The 18374-nt window shown below is 53.6% G+C and carries 16 protein-coding genes; 8 read left to right on the top strand and 8 right to left on the bottom strand.

What is annotated here, in order from left to right:
- Positions 1–147 precede the first annotated feature (147 nt).
- Positions 148–1161, bottom strand: coding sequence for an IS110 family RNA-guided transposase (locus tag CFF01_RS18650; RefSeq protein ID WP_088905927.1), 1014 nt, complete (start codon positions 1159–1161; stop codon positions 148–150).
- A 670-nt stretch (positions 1162–1831) separates the two neighbouring features.
- Entirely contained in the window at positions 1832–3058 is a 1227-nt protein-coding gene (gene hutI / locus CFF01_RS18645; RefSeq protein WP_088905789.1) for an imidazolonepropionase, read from the bottom strand.
- Between the two features lie 182 nt (positions 3059–3240).
- On the opposite strand from hutI, the gene hutC reads away from it, so the two are divergent.
- The 4 genes from hutC (at position 3241) to CFF01_RS18625 (ending at position 7919) form a co-directional block, all read left to right on the top strand.
- The gene (gene hutC, locus CFF01_RS18640; protein WP_088905788.1) at positions 3241–3948 is read left to right on the top strand and encodes a histidine utilization repressor; all 708 of its coding nucleotides are present in this window, start codon (positions 3241–3243) and stop codon (positions 3946–3948) included.
- 124 nt (positions 3949–4072) lie between these two features.
- Positions 4073–5743 carry a urocanate hydratase gene (gene hutU, locus CFF01_RS18635; RefSeq protein WP_033540473.1) on the top strand — a complete coding sequence of 557 codons (1671 nt, stop codon included), beginning with the start codon at positions 4073–4075 and terminating at the stop codon, positions 5741–5743.
- 24 nt (positions 5744–5767) lie between these two features.
- Complete coding sequence (gene hutH / locus CFF01_RS18630) at positions 5768–7300, top strand: histidine ammonia-lyase (RefSeq protein ID WP_088905787.1); 1533 nt, start codon at positions 5768–5770, stop codon at positions 7298–7300.
- Between the two features lie 148 nt (positions 7301–7448).
- Entirely contained in the window at positions 7449–7919 is a 471-nt protein-coding gene (locus CFF01_RS18625; RefSeq protein WP_088905786.1) for a PaaI family thioesterase, read from the top strand.
- Positions 7920–7975: 56 nt separating this feature from the next.
- Here CFF01_RS18625 and CFF01_RS18620 read toward each other — a convergent pair whose 3' ends face one another.
- Together CFF01_RS18620 and CFF01_RS18615 are read right to left on the bottom strand one after the other, a co-directional pair.
- A complete protein-coding gene (locus tag CFF01_RS18620) occupies positions 7976–8683 on the bottom strand; it encodes a DUF3157 family protein (RefSeq protein ID WP_088905785.1) in 708 nt (235 codons plus the stop codon).
- Between the two features lie 93 nt (positions 8684–8776).
- Complete coding sequence (locus tag CFF01_RS18615) at positions 8777–9310, bottom strand: hypothetical protein (RefSeq protein WP_033540469.1); 534 nt, start codon at positions 9308–9310, stop codon at positions 8777–8779.
- 184 nt (positions 9311–9494) lie between these two features.
- On the opposite strand from CFF01_RS18615, the gene CFF01_RS18610 reads away from it, so the two are divergent.
- Complete coding sequence (locus CFF01_RS18610; RefSeq protein ID WP_088905784.1) at positions 9495–10751, top strand: mechanosensitive ion channel family protein; 1257 nt, start codon at positions 9495–9497, stop codon at positions 10749–10751.
- 41 nt (positions 10752–10792) lie between these two features.
- Here the strand turns inward: CFF01_RS18610 and CFF01_RS18605 are convergent, their stop codons facing one another.
- The gene (locus CFF01_RS18605) at positions 10793–11416 is read right to left on the bottom strand and encodes a LysE family translocator (RefSeq protein WP_088905783.1); all 624 of its coding nucleotides are present in this window, start codon (positions 11414–11416) and stop codon (positions 10793–10795) included.
- A gap of 78 nt (positions 11417–11494) precedes the next feature.
- Entirely contained in the window at positions 11495–12046 is a 552-nt protein-coding gene (locus CFF01_RS18600) for a lysophospholipid acyltransferase family protein (protein WP_088905782.1), read from the bottom strand.
- A gap of 113 nt (positions 12047–12159) precedes the next feature.
- Here CFF01_RS18600 and CFF01_RS18595 point away from each other — a divergent pair, with 113 nt between their 5' ends.
- Positions 12160–12582: a YybH family protein gene (locus tag CFF01_RS18595; RefSeq protein ID WP_088905781.1), complete on the top strand. Its 423-nt coding sequence runs from the start codon at positions 12160–12162 to the stop codon at positions 12580–12582.
- Here CFF01_RS18595 and CFF01_RS18590 read toward each other — a convergent pair.
- Positions 12579–13385, bottom strand: a complete 807-nt coding sequence (locus CFF01_RS18590; RefSeq protein ID WP_088905780.1) for an NRDE family protein — start codon at positions 13383–13385, stop codon at positions 12579–12581. The genes CFF01_RS18595 and CFF01_RS18590 overlap by 4 nt on opposite strands.
- 62 nt (positions 13386–13447) lie before the next feature.
- On the bottom strand, positions 13448–15070 hold the full coding sequence (locus CFF01_RS18585) for a ZIP family metal transporter (protein WP_088905779.1): 1623 nt from the start codon (positions 15068–15070) through the stop codon (positions 13448–13450).
- Between the two features lie 227 nt (positions 15071–15297).
- On the opposite strand from CFF01_RS18585, the gene CFF01_RS18580 reads away from it, so the two are divergent.
- Complete coding sequence (locus CFF01_RS18580) at positions 15298–15891, top strand: YhgN family NAAT transporter (protein WP_033540462.1); 594 nt, start codon at positions 15298–15300, stop codon at positions 15889–15891.
- 216 nt (positions 15892–16107) lie between these two features.
- Positions 16108–18318, top strand: a complete 2211-nt coding sequence (locus CFF01_RS18575) for an MGH1-like glycoside hydrolase domain-containing protein (RefSeq protein ID WP_088905778.1) — start codon at positions 16108–16110, stop codon at positions 18316–18318.
- Positions 18319–18374: the final 56 nt, after the last annotated feature.

The following is an 18374-nucleotide window of genomic DNA, read 5'->3' as shown; positions in this document are numbered from 1 at the left end:
GCTCTGGCCTTAATGAGAACCGCGCCTCTACGCCTTAACCGTCCCTCCGAACTCTTAGGTTCATGGACTCTCTCAGGTGTTGTAGAGGCCGGTATTACCTGTTGTTACATTACTTTTTAGCAGTACATGGTTTGTTTTACTTACAGGTCAAACCGCTCTGAACTCCGTTTTCTTAAATAGAATAGCCCAAACAATTCTTGCTAACTTGTTAGCCAGTGCGACTGCAGACTTGTGACTGCCTCGCCGTTCGATAAGCGTTTTAACCCAAACAGACAGCCTGTCTTGCGCTGTTTTACAGTGTCTTATAATCGACCAAGCACATTGAATAAGTAGCTTCCTGAGGTAACGGTTACCTCGCTTCGTTATCCCGCCAAGACTCTGCTTTCCACCGCTTGAATGCTCTTTTGGCACTAAGCCAATGTTTGCTGAAAAATGTCTACCGTTTTTGTAGGACGAACCATTACCTGCAAACGAGACTACGGCTGTTGCCGTAATTTCTCCTATTCCCTTTATTTGCATTAGTAGTTTAGCTCCTTCGGAAGCCTGGGCCTGCTGTTTGATATCCTTTTCTGATGACTTTATGGCTTCATCAATCGCGCTCCACTCTTGGTGTAGCAGAGTAAAGTGGACTCGAGCTCTTTCGGTTAATTCATTTTCTGCATCTTCAATTAAGTCAGGTAATGCTGCTTTAAGGCTTTCTTTGCCTTGAGCAATAACGATACCATACTCATTTAGCAGGCCTCTGATTTGATTAATCAATGTTGTTCTGGCATCGACCTGCCTTTCTCTGATTCGATGCGCCAACATCATATCAACCTGCTCTAACGTTCTAGGCTCTACAAATTGAATATTAGGTCTATACGCTGCTTCACAAATAGCGAAGGCATCATTACGGTCGTTTTTATTACCTTTGACAAAAGGCTTCACATGCTGAGGGGGAATTAACCTTACTTGATAACCTTGAGCTTTTAAGCTTCTTCCCCAGTAATTTGACCCGCTACAAGCCTCCATAGCTATGATTGCATCAGGGTATTGGGCTAAAAACGCCATAAGTTGATGTCGACGAAGTGCACGATTAAATACAGATTTACAAGCCTGATTCACACCACAAACTTGGAAGACATTTTTTGCCAAATCGATACCAATTAGAGTAACTTTCATAGTGGACACCTTTTGTTGATATTGAACTCGCAAATTCAATATGGCGCTTTTGACGCCGACTTTACAAGAGGTGTCCATCTCATCATCCCTGGCCGCTTAACGAAAACATCTGACCGACATGGATGTTGGGAATGCCGAAAAATGTTGGGAACATTTTCGGCCCTGTTTTCGATACCCTCAGACATACCTACACACCTTATTCAACGTCTCTTCGATTAACCTGATTTTGTATCTGTTAGGTCAACAGTAGGAAAACTCATAAGTGATAGAGGAACAAAGAAATATCCAAATTTGATCGCATTTCATAGATGAATTAGTTGAGGTCAAATCGAAGAGACAGATGACCGGGTGTAAGCACGCTTTTGGCCTTCGGTGGCATGGCAGCTCTTTGACATCCATGTCATCGCTGCATTTGTGAATCCATTCACATCAGATGCCACCGCAGAGCACCCAGGGATGGGCTTGAACAACGTCCCTGTTTAAAAGCCAGTTCGGCATCCATGCCTCTCGTTCGTGAGCTAGAAGCTGCGCTTCACTCACCGTGCCAAAAGAGTGCTTGCACATTAGCCCACCGCAGGTGATAGATAACCTATTAAGCCATGGTTATCTCATTCACTTGCCAGGTACCAAAACCCTTAGGGGCACAAAACAAGAAGATTACTTCATCATCTTACTGATGAACCAACTTCCCGTTTTTCACCACTTCCTTACACACATCCACCCCATAGCTGTAGGCTAGGGCGGCGGGGGTGGTGATATCCCACAGGCAGAAGTCGGCCTGCATGCCAGGTTTGAGCACGCCGACAGTGGCCTCGACTCCCAGCGCCTTGGCGGCGTTGCGGGTCATGCCCGCCAGTGCCTCTTCTGGGGTGAGGCGGAACAGGGTGCAGCCCATGTTGAGCATCAGCAGGCTGGAGCAGAGCGGCGACGAGCCCGGGTTATAGTCGCTGGCCAGCACCATGGGCACATCGTATTGGCGCAGCAGGTCGATAGGCGGCATTTGGGTTTCCCGCAGGAAGTAGAAGGCGCCTGGGAGCAGGGTGGCACAGGTGCCGCTCTCACTCAGGGCCTTCACGCCAGCCTCGTCCAGGTATTCGATATGGTCTACCGACTTGGCGCCGAGATTCGCCGCCATAGCTGAACCGCCCAGATTAGAGAGCTGCTCGGCGTGTAGCTTGATATCCAGTCCGGCCGCTTTGGCCGCGCTCAGTACGCGCTCAGTCTGCTCCAGGCTGAAGGCGATATTTTCACAGAAAACATCCACGGCATCGGCCAGGTTTTCGTTAATCACCGCGGGCAGCATCTCGTCGATCACCAGGTCTACATAGGCGTCGCTGTCGTCCTTGTACTCGGGCGGAATGGCATGGGCGCCGAGGAAGGTGGTCTTCACGTCCACATGATGATGCTTGCCCAGTTCGCGGGCGACCCTAAGGAGCTTGAGCTCGGTTTCTGTGTCCAGGCCGTAGCCAGATTTTATCTCGACCGTGGTCACCCCTTCTTTGGCGAGGGCATTGAGGCGTTGGCGTCCCAGTTCGAACAGCTCGGCTTCGCTGGCCTCGCGGCAGGCCTTGACCGTGCTGATGATGCCGCCGCCAGCGCGGGCGATCTCTTCATAGCTGGCACCTTGTAGGCGCAGCTCAAACTCGTTGGCGCGGTTGCCGGCGAACACCAGATGGGTGTGGGCGTCGATAAGGCCTGGGGTAAGCCAGCCGCCCTTACCTCTGTAAACCGGCGTTGACAAGACATCGAATTCGGGTAGCTCGCTACGTGGACCCATCCAGACGATCTTGCCCTCCTTGACGGCGATGGCGGCATCGGTGATCGCACCGTAAGGCGCTGAAATTTCAGGGTCCATAGTGGCGATATTGACGTCAATCCAAACCTGATCCCAAGACATGATGTTTCCCTCGACTGGCGCACCTTAACGGTGGCGGCAATAAATTTGTGTGAGCTAGCTTGTATTTACTTGTATATACAAGCTAGGATTATAGCGGTAATTTTCAGCATTTGAAAAGTGTAATCGAGTTTGCGGCGATGCCTAGGAGCAATAGCTACCCGGCAAGCCCACAAGGAGCAGAGATGGCGACGCCCAAGTTTGCAGAGATCAAACAGTTTATCTTGACCAAGGTGGAATCCGGCGAGTGGCAGCAGCATAGCCGAGTGCCATCGGAGAACCAGTTGGCCGAGCTGTTTACCTGTAGCCGCATGACGGCGCGGCGTGCCCTGACTGAGCTGACCGAGTTTGGCGTGCTCGAGCGCTCCCAAGGACTGGGCACCTTCGTGGCCGGGCTCAAGTCGCAATCTTCCATGATGGCGATCCGTAATATCGCCGACGAGATCAAGGACAGGGGCCATGGTTACAGCGTGGAGCAACTTGAGTTGACCCTAACCCTGGCTACGGCGCCGATTGCTATCGCTTTGGGGCTTGAGGAGGGCAGCGAGGTGTTCTACTCGGTATTGGTGCACTGTGAGCAGGGGACGCCGCTGCAACTGGAAGAACGTTTCGTTAATCCCCAGTTGGTACCCGACTATCTGGCCCAGGACTTTAGCCTGCAGACGCCCCACGAATATCTCTCCTTCGTGGCACCGCTCACCGAGGCGCGCCACACCATAGAGGCCGTGGTGGCCGACGACATCCAGCGCGAGCGATTGCAGATAACCCAGAGCGAACCTTGCCTGCAGATCCTGCGTCGTACCTGGTCCCGTCAAGGGGTGGTGAGTTTTGCTCGCCTGTTGCATCCAGGCAGCCGTTTCCGCCTCGGCGGTCACCTGACCTTTAACCGTTAAAGCGATAACCCTATTTGGGAACGGCCTGTTTCCCTAAGCAGTATTTAAGACTGTCACAGGTAATGAGTTACTGCATAAAGATAAAAATAATGTCATCAAGACAGCACAAATGAGGTAAGCAAGAATGGATAAGAGACACGACCCTAGCCGTCGCATTATCGCGCCACATGGCACTACGCTGAGCTGTAAGAGCTGGCTCACCGAGGCGCCGATGCGCATGCTGATGAACAACCTGCACCCAGATGTGGCCGAGCGCCCGGAAGACCTAGTGGTCTATGGCGGTATCGGCCGTGCGGCGCGTGACTGGCAGTGCTATGACAAGATTATCGAGGTGCTACAGCGCCTGGAAGAAGACGAGACCCTGCTGGTGCAATCGGGCAAGCCTGTGGGCGTGTTCAAGACCCACAGCAATGCGCCACGCGTCATCATCGCCAACTCTAACCTAGTGCCACATTGGGCCAACTGGGAACACTTCAACGAGCTGGATAAGAAGGGCCTGGCCATGTATGGCCAGATGACTGCGGGTTCTTGGATCTACATCGGCTCTCAGGGAATCGTCCAGGGCACCTACGAGACTTTCGTGGCCATGGCCAAGCAGCACTTTGGCGGCGATGCCAGCGGCAAGTGGATCCTCACCGGCGGCTTGGGTGGCATGGGTGGCGCTCAGCCACTGGCCGGCACCATGGCGGGCTACTCTGTACTGGCCTGTGAGGTGGACGAGACCCGCATCGACTTCCGTCTGCGTACCCGATATGTGGATAAGAAGGCCACTAGCCTGGATGAGGCGCTGGCGATGATCGACGAAGCCAACAAGAGCGGCAAGCCAGTGTCTGTAGGACTGCTCGCCAACGCCGCCGACGTTTTCGCCGAGTTGGTTGAGCGTGGTGTTACGCCAGATGTAGTGACCGACCAGACCTCGGCCCACGACCCGCTAAATGGCTATCTGCCACAGGGCTGGACTTTAGAATACGCCGCCGAGATGCGAAAGAAAGATGAGGCGGCCGTGGTCAAGGCGGCCAAGCAGTCGATGGCGGTGCAGGTGAAAGCCATGCTGGCCCTGCAGGCGGCGGGCGCGGCCACCACAGATTATGGTAACAACATTCGCCAGATGGCGTTTGACGAGGGCGTGGAAAATGCCTTCGATTTCCCGGGCTTTGTGCCAGCCTATGTGCGTCCTCTCTTCTGCGAAGGCATTGGTCCCTTCCGCTGGGCGGCGCTCTCAGGCGATCCCGAAGATATCTACAAGACAGATGCCAAGGTGAAAGAGCTGATCCCAGACAACCCGCATCTGCACAACTGGCTGGATATGGCGCGCGAGCGCATCGCCTTCCAGGGTCTGCCTGCACGTATCTGCTGGGTCGGCCTGAAAGACAGGGCGCGTCTGGCAAAGGCCTTCAACGAGATGGTGAAAAACGGCGAGCTGTCGGCGCCTATCGTGATCGGCCGTGACCATCTGGATTCTGGCTCTGTGGCCAGTCCTAACCGTGAGACAGAGTCTATGTTGGACGGCTCAGATGCAGTATCTGATTGGCCGTTGATGAACGCTCTGCTCAATACGGCAAGCGGCGCGACCTGGGTGTCCTTGCACCATGGCGGCGGCGTCGGCATGGGCTTCAGTCAGCACTCGGGTGTGGTGATTGTTGCCGATGGTACCGATGAGGCTGAGGCGCGTCTGGGCCGTGTGCTGTGGAATGACCCAGCCACGGGCGTGATGCGTCATGCGGATGCGGGCTATGAGATCGCCAAGCAGTGTGCCAAGGAGCAGGGCCTAGATCTGCCTATGCTCAACCGATAAGAATAATAACAAGAGGTTGTAACAATGAGTCATTTAGTATTAAAGCCAGGCACTTTAAGCCTGGCGCAGCTAAGAGCCATCAGTCGTGGCAAGGTGAGTCTGGAGCTGTGTGAGAGCGCAGTAGCTGACATCAACACCAGCGCAGGCCTGGTGCAGAAGGTGATCGACGAAGGCCGCACCGTCTATGGCATTAACACTGGCTTTGGTCTGCTGGCCAACACTAAGATTGGCGAGCAAGATCTGCAGCTGCTGCAGCGCTCTATCGTGTTGTCTCACGCCGCCGGTACCGGTCAGTATATGCAAGATGCCACAGTGCGTCTGATGATGGTGCTGAAGATCAACTCTCTGAGCCGCGGTTTCTCAGGCATTCGTCTCGAGGTGATCAACTTCCTGATCGCCCTGGTGAACGCTGAAGTTTACCCCTGCGTGCCCGAGAAAGGGTCGGTAGGCGCCTCGGGCGACCTGGCACCGCTGTCACACATGTGTCTGCCGATGCTGGGCGAAGGTGAGATGAGCTACAAGGGACAGCTTATCTCGGCCGCCGAAGGCCTTAAGATCGCTGGTCTTAAGCCCATTGAACTGGCGGCGAAGGAAGGTCTGGCGCTGCTTAATGGCACTCAGGCTTCTACGGCACTGGCGCTGGAAGGTCTGTTTAACGCCGAAGATCTGTTTGCGGCCAGCTCGGTGATTGGCGCCATGAGCGTCGAGGCCGCCATGGGCAGCCGTAGCCCGTTCGACCCACGCATTCATGCTGCGCGTGGTCAGAAGGGACAGATCGACTCTGCCGCCGTGTTCCGTCACCTATTGGGTGAAGAGTCGGAGATCAGCTTAGATCATGTGAACTGTGAGAAGGTGCAAGATCCTTACTCGCTGCGCTGTCAGCCACAGGTATTAGGCGCCTGTCTAACTCAGATCCGTCACGCTGCCGAAGTGCTGGCCACCGAGGCTAATGGCGTAACCGATAATCCATTGGTGTTCCAGGATACCGGCGATATCATCTCGGGCGGTAACTTCCACGCAGAGCCTGTGGCCATGGCGGCGGATAACCTGGCGATTGCCATTGCCGAGCTGGGCTCGATTGCCGAACGTCGTATCGCCTTGTTGATCGACTCTAACCTCTCTAAGCTGCCACCATTTTTGGTGGAAAATGGCGGGGTGAACTCAGGTTTCATGATCGCGCAGGTGACGGCGGCGGCCCTGGCCTCTGAAAACAAGACCTATGCACACCCTGCCTCGGTTGATAGTCTGCCAACTTCCGCTAACCAGGAAGATCACGTCTCTATGGCGACCTTCGCGGCGCGCCGTCTGCGTGATATGTCGGAAAACACCCGTGGCGTACTGGCTGTTGAACTGCTGGCTGCGGCTCAGGGCTTGGATTTTCGCGCACCGCTGCAACCTGCGACCGCTGTGGCTCAGGCTAAGGCCGAGCTGCGTGAGGTGGTGGCTTATTATGACAAGGACAGATTCTTCGGTCCGGATATCGAGGCGGCTACCAAGCTGCTACTGAGCGCCAGCTATAATCGCTATCTGCCGGCAGGTATTCTGTCGAGCTTCTAGTGAACAAAGCTGCTTAAAAGGGGCCCACAGGGCCCTTTTTTATTGGATGGCGTACCGGCATAGTGACAAGTGATTAGTGCTTAAGTCTGTGTTGCCATGGTGGCGCTATCTCGTTAGCGTAGAAGGCCAATTTGTCGAGGAGTTTACTATGCAGGGAATCGCTTTTCAGGATGCTTACCCGGATGACTTAAGCCATTGTTACGGCTGTGGTCGCAACAATGAACGTGGTCATCAGCTTAAGAGTTACTGGCGCGGTGAGCAGACCATAGCTCATTTTACCCCCGAGCCCTTTCACACGGCGATCCCAGGGTTTGTTTATGGTGGCCTGATCGCCTCATTGATCGATTGTCATGGTACCGGCAGTGCCAGCGCGGCCGCACAAAGGGCGCTTGAGCTAGCGGGTGAGCGCTTAGATGAGTCGCCCAGATTTGTCACCGCCGCCCTTAACATAGACTATCTGGCGCCGACTCCTATGGGGGTGGAACTTGAGCTTGTCGGTGAGATCACAGAGGTGAAGCCTCGCAAGGTGGTGGTGGAGATTACCCTGTCGGCTGAGGGCAAGGTGTGTGCCCGCGGCCATATGGTGGCGGTCAGGATGCCTGAGACAATGGCTTTATAGATCCTACAAAAAACAGGCCGCCAGGGCCTGTTTTGTTATGTTTGAATGGTGTTGGGTTAGCGCGAACTCATATCCACAATTTTCAGCGTCATCAGCTCCTTGCTCCACTGGGCCTTGTCGATGCCTTCGATCCACAAGGTTTCGCTGTTGCGGGTCTGGCCCTTACGCAAATAGGTTTCGGGTACACGGAAGATAGCCTGCCACACGTTGGCTGTCTCTGTCTTAATCAGCTCGCCAGAGTCGGCAAACAGGCTGATCTCCAGCTCGATGATCACATAATTCTCTTCGCTGTTGCTGCTGAGCTCGAAATCCAGACCCAGACGGCCTTTGCTGTCCCATTGGCTCTTGAGATAACTTACCTTGGCGCCTCCCTTGGCGGTGGATCTCAGTAGGTTGGCGTGATCCATGGCCGTTGCCGTCATGGCGTTGCCCACGACCGGGCCGCTGGCGATCACTACCGGCTGCACCTTGGCCGCCTGGACGACAGGTTGACTGACCTGTTCAGTCGCTGTTTGTATCTGATTTTCTGTATTAGTTTGTGTATTTGCTTGAGTTTCGACGGTCTCGCTCTTAGCTGTCTCATCCTCTGTGACTTGTGGCGTCAGGAACACATATTCCCAGGTGAAGTCAGAATTGAGTCTGACGGTAGCGCCATTTTCCAGGGTGATGAGTGCGACGGCATCGTCAGCCTTATCGGCTGCAAAGGCGGGCGCCATCAAGAGGAAGAGGGCCGTGATGGCACAGCTTTGTAGTGCTTTATACATTGAATTTAACCAGTTTTAGCGGTTTGTCTGTGGCCTCTAGCATAGTCAAACTCGCGGTAAATTCCTATATGCCTGGGTCGCGATTAGCGGATTTTAGTTGCTGTATCCCAGGCTAAAGAGTGCTGACTCGCTGGCGGAGTCATAGCCTAGGCCGAGCACCATATGGCGACCGAGTTGAAAACGTACGCCTAGCTCTCCGCCCCATTGGGTATCCCTCTGGGTTTCCCAGATGGGTTTTCCACCGACAATTCGCGGCGAGATATTGCTGGTGTGGGAATACTCATAGGTATAGGCACTGGCCCCGCCATAGAGGCTGAGACTGTCGGTGAGCCAATAGCTGACGCCGAAACGCCAAAGCTTTTCCTGGGTATAGGCTTCTTTTGGGGCCTCAAGCTGAATATCTTCTTTCTGGCTCATGGCATAGCCCATGTAGTAACCCCAGTCGGCATAATTGCTGTCATAATGACTGGGCGCGATGGTGATACCATAGAGTGCCGAGTCTGCGGCGATATAATCCAGTGTGATGGCCGTCTTAGGGGCCGGGGCGGAAATGTCATCCTGGTATGTGGCGGCCAGCAATGGCGGTGTGATACTCAGTAGGACACAGGTGAGCAGCGGCTTTAACATCAAGGTCTCCATTTTCTTGGGAAAATGGATTGTTGTGAATCTTTATATTACAGTCAATAAAATAGACTAAAAAAGCTTTTAAAATAAGCAGTTGTGTTACTATTGTTGGTGCGCTGAAATGGACTTGTTATGCGGGCATTATCGGCTGTGACGCCTTAAGTGAATTTACAAGGGAGAGAGTATTTTGGATCAAGAATTACGCGCGCAGGTTTCCCACTGGCTGACTCAAATGGGGATAAATAGTCCGGCTGGCAATGTGTCGACAGGCGTTATGGTCTTTGCATGCTTGTTGATCGCCTTAATTGGCTATCTGGTGGTGAAACGGGGTGTCGTGAGCACCATGAATATGGTTATCCAGCGCTCTAGGGTGCGTTGGGATGATATCTTCATGAAGCATGGCGTGCTGGAGAAGCTGGCTAAGCTGGTGCCTGCCCTGATTCTTAATATTTTACTGCCGCTAGCATTGGTGGAACATCCGCTGCTTAGCAGCTTGGCCGATAGATTGCTGGATGTGGCCATCGTAGTGCTGTTTGTGCGCGCCGTTTTTAGCATGTTGGACGCAGGTAATGAGATTGCCGATATCAACTTGATTAGCCGTCGTCTGCCGATCAAGAGTTTTGTGCAGCTGCTCAAGCTGTTTATGTTCTTCGTTGCCATCATCATCTCGATTTCCGTGCTGGCTGAGCAGTCGCCGGTCTATTTCCTTAGCGGCCTGGGTGTTGCCACAGGTTTGGTGATGTTGGTGTTTAAAGACACCATCTTAGGCTTCGTGGCCGGTATCCAGCTGGCGGCCAATCGCATGGTCAGTCCCGGCGACTGGATCCAGATGGATAAGTACGGCGCCGACGGTGCGGTGGAAGAGGTCTCCCTGACCACGGTGAAGGTGCAGAACTGGGACAAGACGATCACTATGATCCCGGCCTATGCCTTGGTGTCTGACGCCTTCAAGAACTGGCGCGGCATGTCGGAGTCGGGCGGCAGACGCATCAAGCGAGCGGTGAATATCGATATCGACTCTATTGCTTTTCTTAACGAAGAGCAGCTTAAGCGCCTGGGGAAAATCAACCTACTCAAGGATTATCTGGCGCGCAAACAGGCTGAGATTGCCGAGTTTAACGCTAATATTCAAGACGGTGACATGCCGGTGAACAGCCGTCATCTGACTAATGTCGGCACCTTCAGGGCCTATCTGCTGGAATATATGCGCAAGCACCCTAAGGTGCATCAGGAGATGACCCTGCTGGTGCGTCAGTTGGCGCCAACCACTGAGGGGCTACCGATAGAGATTTATATCTTCACTAACGATACACGTTGGGCGGTTTACGAAGATATTCAGGCGGATATCTTCGATCATATCTATGCGATATTGCCGCAATTTAATCTGCGGGCCTTCCAGGCTCCAACGGGCGCCGACGTGCGGAGTCTTAAGGGAGCCGTCTGATTCGGTAACTTAGGTTGCCAAACCCAGCCGACTAGGGCTGGTTAGTCTCGGGTGACGAGTATGGCGGCCAGGGTAAGAAATACGCCGCCACTGGTGCGGTCGAACCAATGCAGACGGTTGCTGGCTCTGAGTTTAGGGGCCAGCACATTGGCCATGCTGGCGTAGATCATTACAAAGCTGAAATCCACCAGGGCCCAGGTGAGCGCGAGTATGGCGAGCTGTGGCCCCTGGGGCGCCGTGATATCGATAAACTGTGGAAACAGGGCACCAAAGAAGAGCAGATCTTTGGGGTTGCTGATCCCCACTAAAAAAGCCTGTTTGAACATCTGTTTAGGTGAGCCTTTCCCCTTAATGTGCTGTAAGTCCAGCCCCTGAGCGCTGGCCTTGGTCATTATCAGTTTGATCCCCAAATAGATAAGGTAGGCGGCGCCACAATATTTCAGCAAGGTAAAGCCATATTCGGTCGCGCTCAGCAGGGCACCTAGCCCTGCGGCGGAGGCAAACATCAGTAGTAGCGCCGAGCTGACGCTGCCCATTGCTGTGGCCAGGCTACGTACCTTGCCGAAATGGATGCCGTGGCTCATCGACAATACCGCCATGGTGCCGGGTGAGATGGCAATCAGCAAGATTGCTGCCAAGTAGAGTAGCCAGGTATCTAAGTTCATCTAAAAATTGTATACAAAACAGCAGGTGGCCGCACTATAACCAGTGCGGCCTGATTTGGCAATCGAGCCTGGACGAACTTAGGCGTGATACTCGGGGATAGTCTTAGGGTGGCAGCCCTTGATGGTGCGGTAAAAGTCGAGAATTTGTGTCATCTCCTTATCGATATCGCCAGTGACGTTTATCGCCTCGGGGATCACCACTCGCTTACCCTCGAAGTCCAGCGCTACAGTGACTATGGGCACCTGGGCCTTGGTGGCGATATGATAAAAGCCTGTCTTCCAGCGGGTCACCGGGCTGCGGGTGCCTTCGGGGGCCAGAGCCAGCTTGAAATGGGGATCTTGCTGAAACAGTTGGGCCACGGCATCGACCAGATTATTGTTTTTACGCCTATCGACAGGTGTCCCGCCTATGGCCTTGAAGAACCAGCCCCAAGGGGGAATAAACAATTGATGCTTGCCGAGGAAGTGAATTTTTTGCGCCAAAGCCCCTCTGGCGAGTACCCCGATAATAAAGTCCCAGTTGCTGGTATGAGGGCCTACGATAGTAATATATTGGTCAGCCTTGGGAAGGCTGCCATCTATGGTCCAGCCACTGAGTTTTAGGATCGCTTTACACAAGGTTTGAAACATAAATTAGGCTCATTTGATAAGGTCCATTAAGGCATTTTTATAGAGAAGATAATGCCTTACCTAGCTTTTAATATATACTAAACGGGCCCTGATGCCTCCCTCTGGAGAAGATGATGAACAAAAATGGATGGATTTTACTGCTCTTGCTACTCGGACTCCCAGTGCAGGCAGTACCCACTGATGAGATTGCCAATATTTTGCGCAATCAAGAAGCTGCATGGAATCGCGGCGACCTGGATGCCTATATGCAAGGCTACTGGCAGAGCGATAAGATGCGTTTCGTCTCAGGCAATAAATTCCGCTATGGTTGGGCAGAGACCCTAGCTGCTTATAAGAAAAACTACCCTGATAAGGAGACCTTGGGGCAACTCACGTTCACCATAGAAGAGACCAAGATGCTCAGCAATTATGCCGCCATCGTCGTAGGGCGCTGGCAGCTGACCCGGGTGAAAGATAAGCCTAATGGGGTGTTTACCCTTTTGCTTGAGAAGATAGACGACAAGTGGGTGATTACTCACGACCACTCTTCTGATTAGATTGCGTTAGTGTATGCCGGGCGAGCCTCGTCCGGTTGATTCGCGGATACCTCAAACTTAAACACCTGCCTACCCAAGTTTCTGCCCTTACCATCGTACCTGACTTCGATAAATTCACACTTTCCCTGTTTGTCTCGTAGAAAGATGGAGGTCGAGCGGGTGCCATATTCTGGATGCTTAATATAGATGGCCGATAGCTGTCGCTCCCATTCCAGGGCGACACCGGTTTGAGGCAGATCTTCATCGGGCGCCTGACGCTCATCTGTCATGATGGTCAGTAGCGCCTCAATATTTATGGTCTCAGCCCGATTAACCTCCTGTTCCAAGGCTTGAGTGCCCTTGGCCATCTTGGGCCAGATGTCATCAAGCGCGCCATTACTGATGGCGTGAAAGCCCTGTGATAGCGCCTTAACCTGTTTGCTGACACTGTGGTAGCAGTAGAGCTCCAGATCCCTACCGAATAGCAGGTTGAAGGGGTTGTAGTGTTGGCTGTGCTCTTTAAGCCAGCCTGTGGTGATGGGGGCTGCGGGGGACAAGGCTTTGATCACTAAGTCGCCACGGCTATGGCGATTAGCCTCGTGCAGCTCGGGGGCGCGGATATTAGTGAGTGCGGCGATATCACCGCGGCGATTAACCCCTAGCCAGCTGCCGCCGGCCTCGAGATCTTTACCCGCCAGGAGTTGATTCTCGGGTGGCCAGAAGTGAGCCGGTTCTGTGGGTCTGTGATGAAATTCGTCTCGGTTGGCACAGAGGATCAAGGGATACTGGGGATGTACCTCTAGGGCGACGAAGAGTATGCACATAGGCGGTTCCAGATGGGGCTGTTGTGTTTAACTTAGCCCCCACCGGCGAGAAAAGCTATCTCTTAGTGATGGCCGTGCTCGTGTTTATGCTTAAGTGCCTCGTGGCTGTTCGCTGCAGACTCATGGCTGTGATCATGACTGTGAGTGTGCTCGTGGCTGTTAGCAGGCGCATGGCTGTGATCATGGCCCTTGGGCTTCCACAGCATGATGCGCGCCATAAACTTGCGTGGTCCCAGTCTTAACAGGCTGGCGGCAAAGAGTGCGGAGATCAAAGCCAGACTCACTTGGTTAACCGTTTCGCTAAGGCTGAGCAGCTGACTCCACTCTGGAATTAACCAGTGGGTGCCCAGTAGACAGAGACCAATCACCCCAGTCAGTGCCAGACGCTGGGCCCAGTCCATCAGCTTTAGCTGCGCCAGATTAAAGACTGGTGCCGCCAGCAGTACCAGCATCACGGCTTCCATACTCCAGCCGCTGTAGGCCAGGGTCAGGGCCAACACGGCGCCACCCAGGTTACAGAAGCGCATAGGCAGCAGAAGCAGCAACAAGACCCCAATTTGCACCCAAGGTGAAGAAAGGGGAACCGATGGGTGTCCAATCAGATTGGCAAGTACCAGGCTGAGCACTATCCAGGGGGCGCTGCGATCTACCAGATGGGCAAAGCCAAATCGCCAGGCCGAGCTTGGAAGTCCCTGATGGGGGTCAGTCGGTTCGACCCGGGTCAGGGTGAGTAAGATGCCGACCAAAGTCAGGCCGATCAGTTGGATCAGTGCCAGGCTTGGTCCTAACAACAGGAGAGTGATCACTAAAGCCTCTGGCCCTGCCAGGCGTTGCAGCCAGCGTTGGCTGAGTCGTTTATGTTGCGGCGACAGGCCAAATTGATAGCGCAGCGCGGCCAGGCTGTAGCTGAGCAACAGCACAGGGGCCAGCGTCAGCATCCACTCAACGAGTTGTTCGGTGGCATGGCTATGTTCATGGTGGTCGTGACCGCCTGAGTCGACCATAAGCAGAATAAAGAGTAGGGCGATGCCCAGTAGGCTGCCAATACCGGCCTGATATTCATACTTGCCCTGGCTGTCGCTGATGTTGTGGCCGTGGGGCTGATGCAGTACCACGTGCAAAATAGATCCAGTGACGAAGGATTGCAGATAGACGGTATTATCCAGGCTTAGCTGTGCCAATAACTGTTCGCCAGCGAAATAGCCTACGGCGGTAAGCAGCATCATGCCGGCCAGAACGATAGAGGCCCAACGTCCGCCCACCTGAGGCTTGAGTAACCACCAGATCGCCAGACCTACAGGTAGGCGATGCAGAATCACCCCCAACGCCAGCAAGCTGGAGTTACCGTCTTGCTGGGCCAGCACCATGGCGCCGCCATCGGTAAGGGTGTGTAGCAGCAGGCCGCCGATACCCAGTGTCAACGTGAGGTTATGGGTGACTTCTGAGTAGCGGTGAAACAGACGCTCACTCAAGGTTGGGCCCCATAGGCCTATGATCACAAAGAGGATTGAGAGAAAGCCGCCGTGTTCCAGCAGCTCAGGCAGAATATGGATTAGCACCAGGCCGCCCAGAGACACGAAGATAAAACCATCTAAGCCTTTTTGCAGACCTGTCCCTGTCGTAAAGAAACGATAGAAGAGTGGGCCTAGCAGGAGTGCAATACAACTGGCGACGAGATAGTACATATAAGTGTTAACAAGGGAGCCTAGAAAGCCAGCTAGTATATCAGTCTTATGGCTGCCAATCGAACAAATAACCTGAGCATGTGATGAATTTACATCTCAGTTGGTAACAAGGATCGCGATAGCGGCGTAAAATGCTATAACGCGTGCAGTTTTTGTTGTCTTATCTACTGCTTAATATTGCCAATAAGTTATACAATATGGGTTCAACTTTTGACGAATATTGAGTTATGGATATCTTTTCTGCTGCGGTAATGTTGTTTTTGATCATGGATCCCTTGGGTAACTTACCCATTTTTGCCTCGATTCTTCGTCATATTGAGCCTAAGAAGCGGCGCAGAGTCTTGGTGAGGGAACTGATCTTTGCGCTGATCATCATGATGCTGTTCCTGTTTGCCGGTGAGGCGATTCTCAGCTTTCTAAACCTACGCACCGAATCGGTCAGTATTGCTGGCGGCATCATACTGTTTCTGATCGCGATTCGTATGATCTTCCCTCAGCCTGGTGGAGTGGTGGGCTTGGCAGCAGGTGAAGAGCCCTTTATTGTGCCTATGGCGATTCCGCTGATGGCGGGCCCGTCAGTGTTGGCGGCCTTGATTCTGCTGGCTCATACCGATAGTTCTCGCATGTTGGACTGGACTCTGGCCCTGTTGGCCGCTTGGGTGGCCAGCGCCGTGATCCTGCTCTTCTATAAGCTGTTTACTAAGCTTCTGGGTGAGAAGGGGCTGACCGCAGTCGAGCGCTTGATGGGCATGGTGTTGGTGATGATCTCGGTGCAGATGTTCCTCGACGGCGTCGCTAATTATATCGAGCATACCAACTAAACTTTGCGTTACGCTTGCCTTTATTGACCCGAAGGTACAGCTTGTGCAAATACATTTTGGCCACCGTGTGTGGCCAAAATGAAGACTCATACGCTTGCCCAGGCGCAGTTAATTGCTCGTTCTCGTGCCTTCCTATTTCTGGCTTTTTCATTCTCCTTGCATCTGAAGTAGGACTCTGGGATTATCTGGATATTGTATCCAATAATAAGGCTCATCATGTTGCGTCCCATCTATCTGCTTGGCGTGCTGCTCACTTTCACCCTTAGCATAACCGTTTGCTCATCGGTTACTGCATCTAGCCGTGATTATCGTGATCTGCTCAGCTATGGTGGCACGCCCAGCTCCATGGAACAGCGCGATCAGCAAGGCAATCTAACTATTCCTGCCGTTTATATGGATCAAGGTGCCTGGCACGGTTTTCACTTACCAGATACACCCGCCTATTACGGTAGCTTTACCGGGCCGCTGTTTATTGCCCAAGAATATAGCCTGCACCTGAGCGACAGCTTGCAACGCTTGCAGCTGTTTTCCCTCGATTCGGGGGAGCGCATCGACCTGGCTCAGGCCAATAAGGTTGAGATCTATAGCGAGCCCTGGGGTCTGGTTCAGCGCTTTGTGTTTGAGCTATTTGAGCTAACTACCCGTCTGGACTATAGCGACAATCGCACCGCCATAGTTACCACCCATTTGCGTAACTTGAGTGATACTCCTCACTCATGGCAACTGAGCTGGTCGGGTAAGCCTTTCGAGAGTCACCCCAAGCTGAAGCAGTATCGTCTTATCGACAAGCGACTAGTGTCTGATGGCAGTGTCACCTGGCAGTTTACCCCTATAGATCAAACCTGGCAGATACAGCTCGATGATGCCAGCTATCAGCTGCTATTTGAGCAGGCGGTGGCTATCACTGCGGACGGCCAACAGGGCTATCGCGCCGACAGTGAGCCTGTAACCTTAACGCCAGGGGCGAGTGTGACGCTTCGCGCCGCTCACAGGTACTTTCATACAACGAACGAGGCTGAGCGTGCCGGTCCGTTAAACTGGATGACGGTGAGCGAGCGTCTGAGTGCTAATCAAGCAAGCTGGCAGAGGCGACTCGATAGCTTGATGTTGGGTGGTGACTTGGCGGCCAGGCGCTTAGCTGCCAAGAGTATGGTCACTCTACTGCACAACTGGCGCAGTCCGGCGGGCGCCCTGTTGCATGACGCCGTCACCCCCTCGGTGACTTATAAGTGGTTCAACGGCGTCTGGGCCTGGGACAGCTGGAAACAGGCTGTGGCGCTGGCACAGTTTGATCCAGAGCTGGCCAAGTCGAACGTGCTGGCGATGTTCGACTATCAGTTTGATGAGCAAGACACGCTGCGCCCGCAAGATGCGGGTAACCTACCTGATGCTATCTTCTATAACGCTGAGGCTAGCCGCGGTGGCAAAGGGGGCAACTGGAATGAGCGTAACGGCAAGCCGCCGCTGGCAGCTTGGGCCGTGTGGCAGATCTATCTACAGAGCCAAGATAGGGCTTTTGTCGCCAAGCTTTACCCCCAGCTAGTCGCCTATCATGAGTGGTGGTATCGCAATCGGGATCATAACCACAATGGGTTGGCGGAATATGGTGCTAATCGCCATCCTCGCCACGGTGAGCCGGGTAAGCCAGATAAAGAGGCGGTGATCGAGGCGGCGGCCTGGGAGTCTGGCATGGATAATGCCCCTCGCTTCGATATCAGTGATGAGCTTAAAGTGTTGGAAAATTATGATGATAAGGGACGACTACTTGGCTACTCAATCTCTCAGGAGTCGGTGGATCTTAACAGCTACCTGTATGCGGAGAAGGGCTATCTGGCGCAGATGGCTGAGTTGCAGGGATTTGATACCCAGGCGGCGACCTGGCGTCAGCAGGCTGAGCGGTTGGGCGAGCGGATCCGCAGCGAGTTTTTCGATGCTCAGAGCGGCTTTTTTTACGACAGACGTTTCCATGGAGAGCACTCTCGTCTGATGTTAACCGAGGGTAAAGGGGTCGAGGGCTGGCTGCCGCTGTGGGCGGGTGCCGCCAGCGAGGCTCAGGCGCAGCAAATGATCGCCACCCAGCTCAGCCAATCAAGTTTTGCGACTAAGGTGCCATTTCCCACCGTGAGCGCTGATAACCCGACGTTTGCCCCGACACGCTACTGGCGTGGCCCCGTTTGGTTGGATCAGGCGTTGTTTGGCCTGCAAGGGGTCTCCCGTTACGGTTATGATGAGTTGGCGCGGCGCCTCGCCATTCAATTGGTGAATCAGGCCGAAGGTGTGCTGACTCAGGCACCCATTAGGGAGAACTATGATCCCATCACGGGTGATGGCCTACATTGCACTAACTTCAGCTGGTCAGCCTCAGTGTTACTGCTCATCTATCGTAGCTGGTTAATTGAGGCGGAGAGTGATGATAAAGCTGAATAGTCGTCGCAGGTTCTGCTGTACTCTGCCATGATCTCTACCCCTTTAGAGGAAAATAG

Source organism: Shewanella marisflavi, from assembly GCF_002215585.1.
Taxonomy (GTDB): Bacteria; Pseudomonadota; Gammaproteobacteria; order Enterobacterales; family Shewanellaceae; genus Shewanella; species Shewanella marisflavi.
Note: the sequence above shows the minus strand (reverse complement) of the source record. Positions and strands in the feature narration are given on the sequence as shown.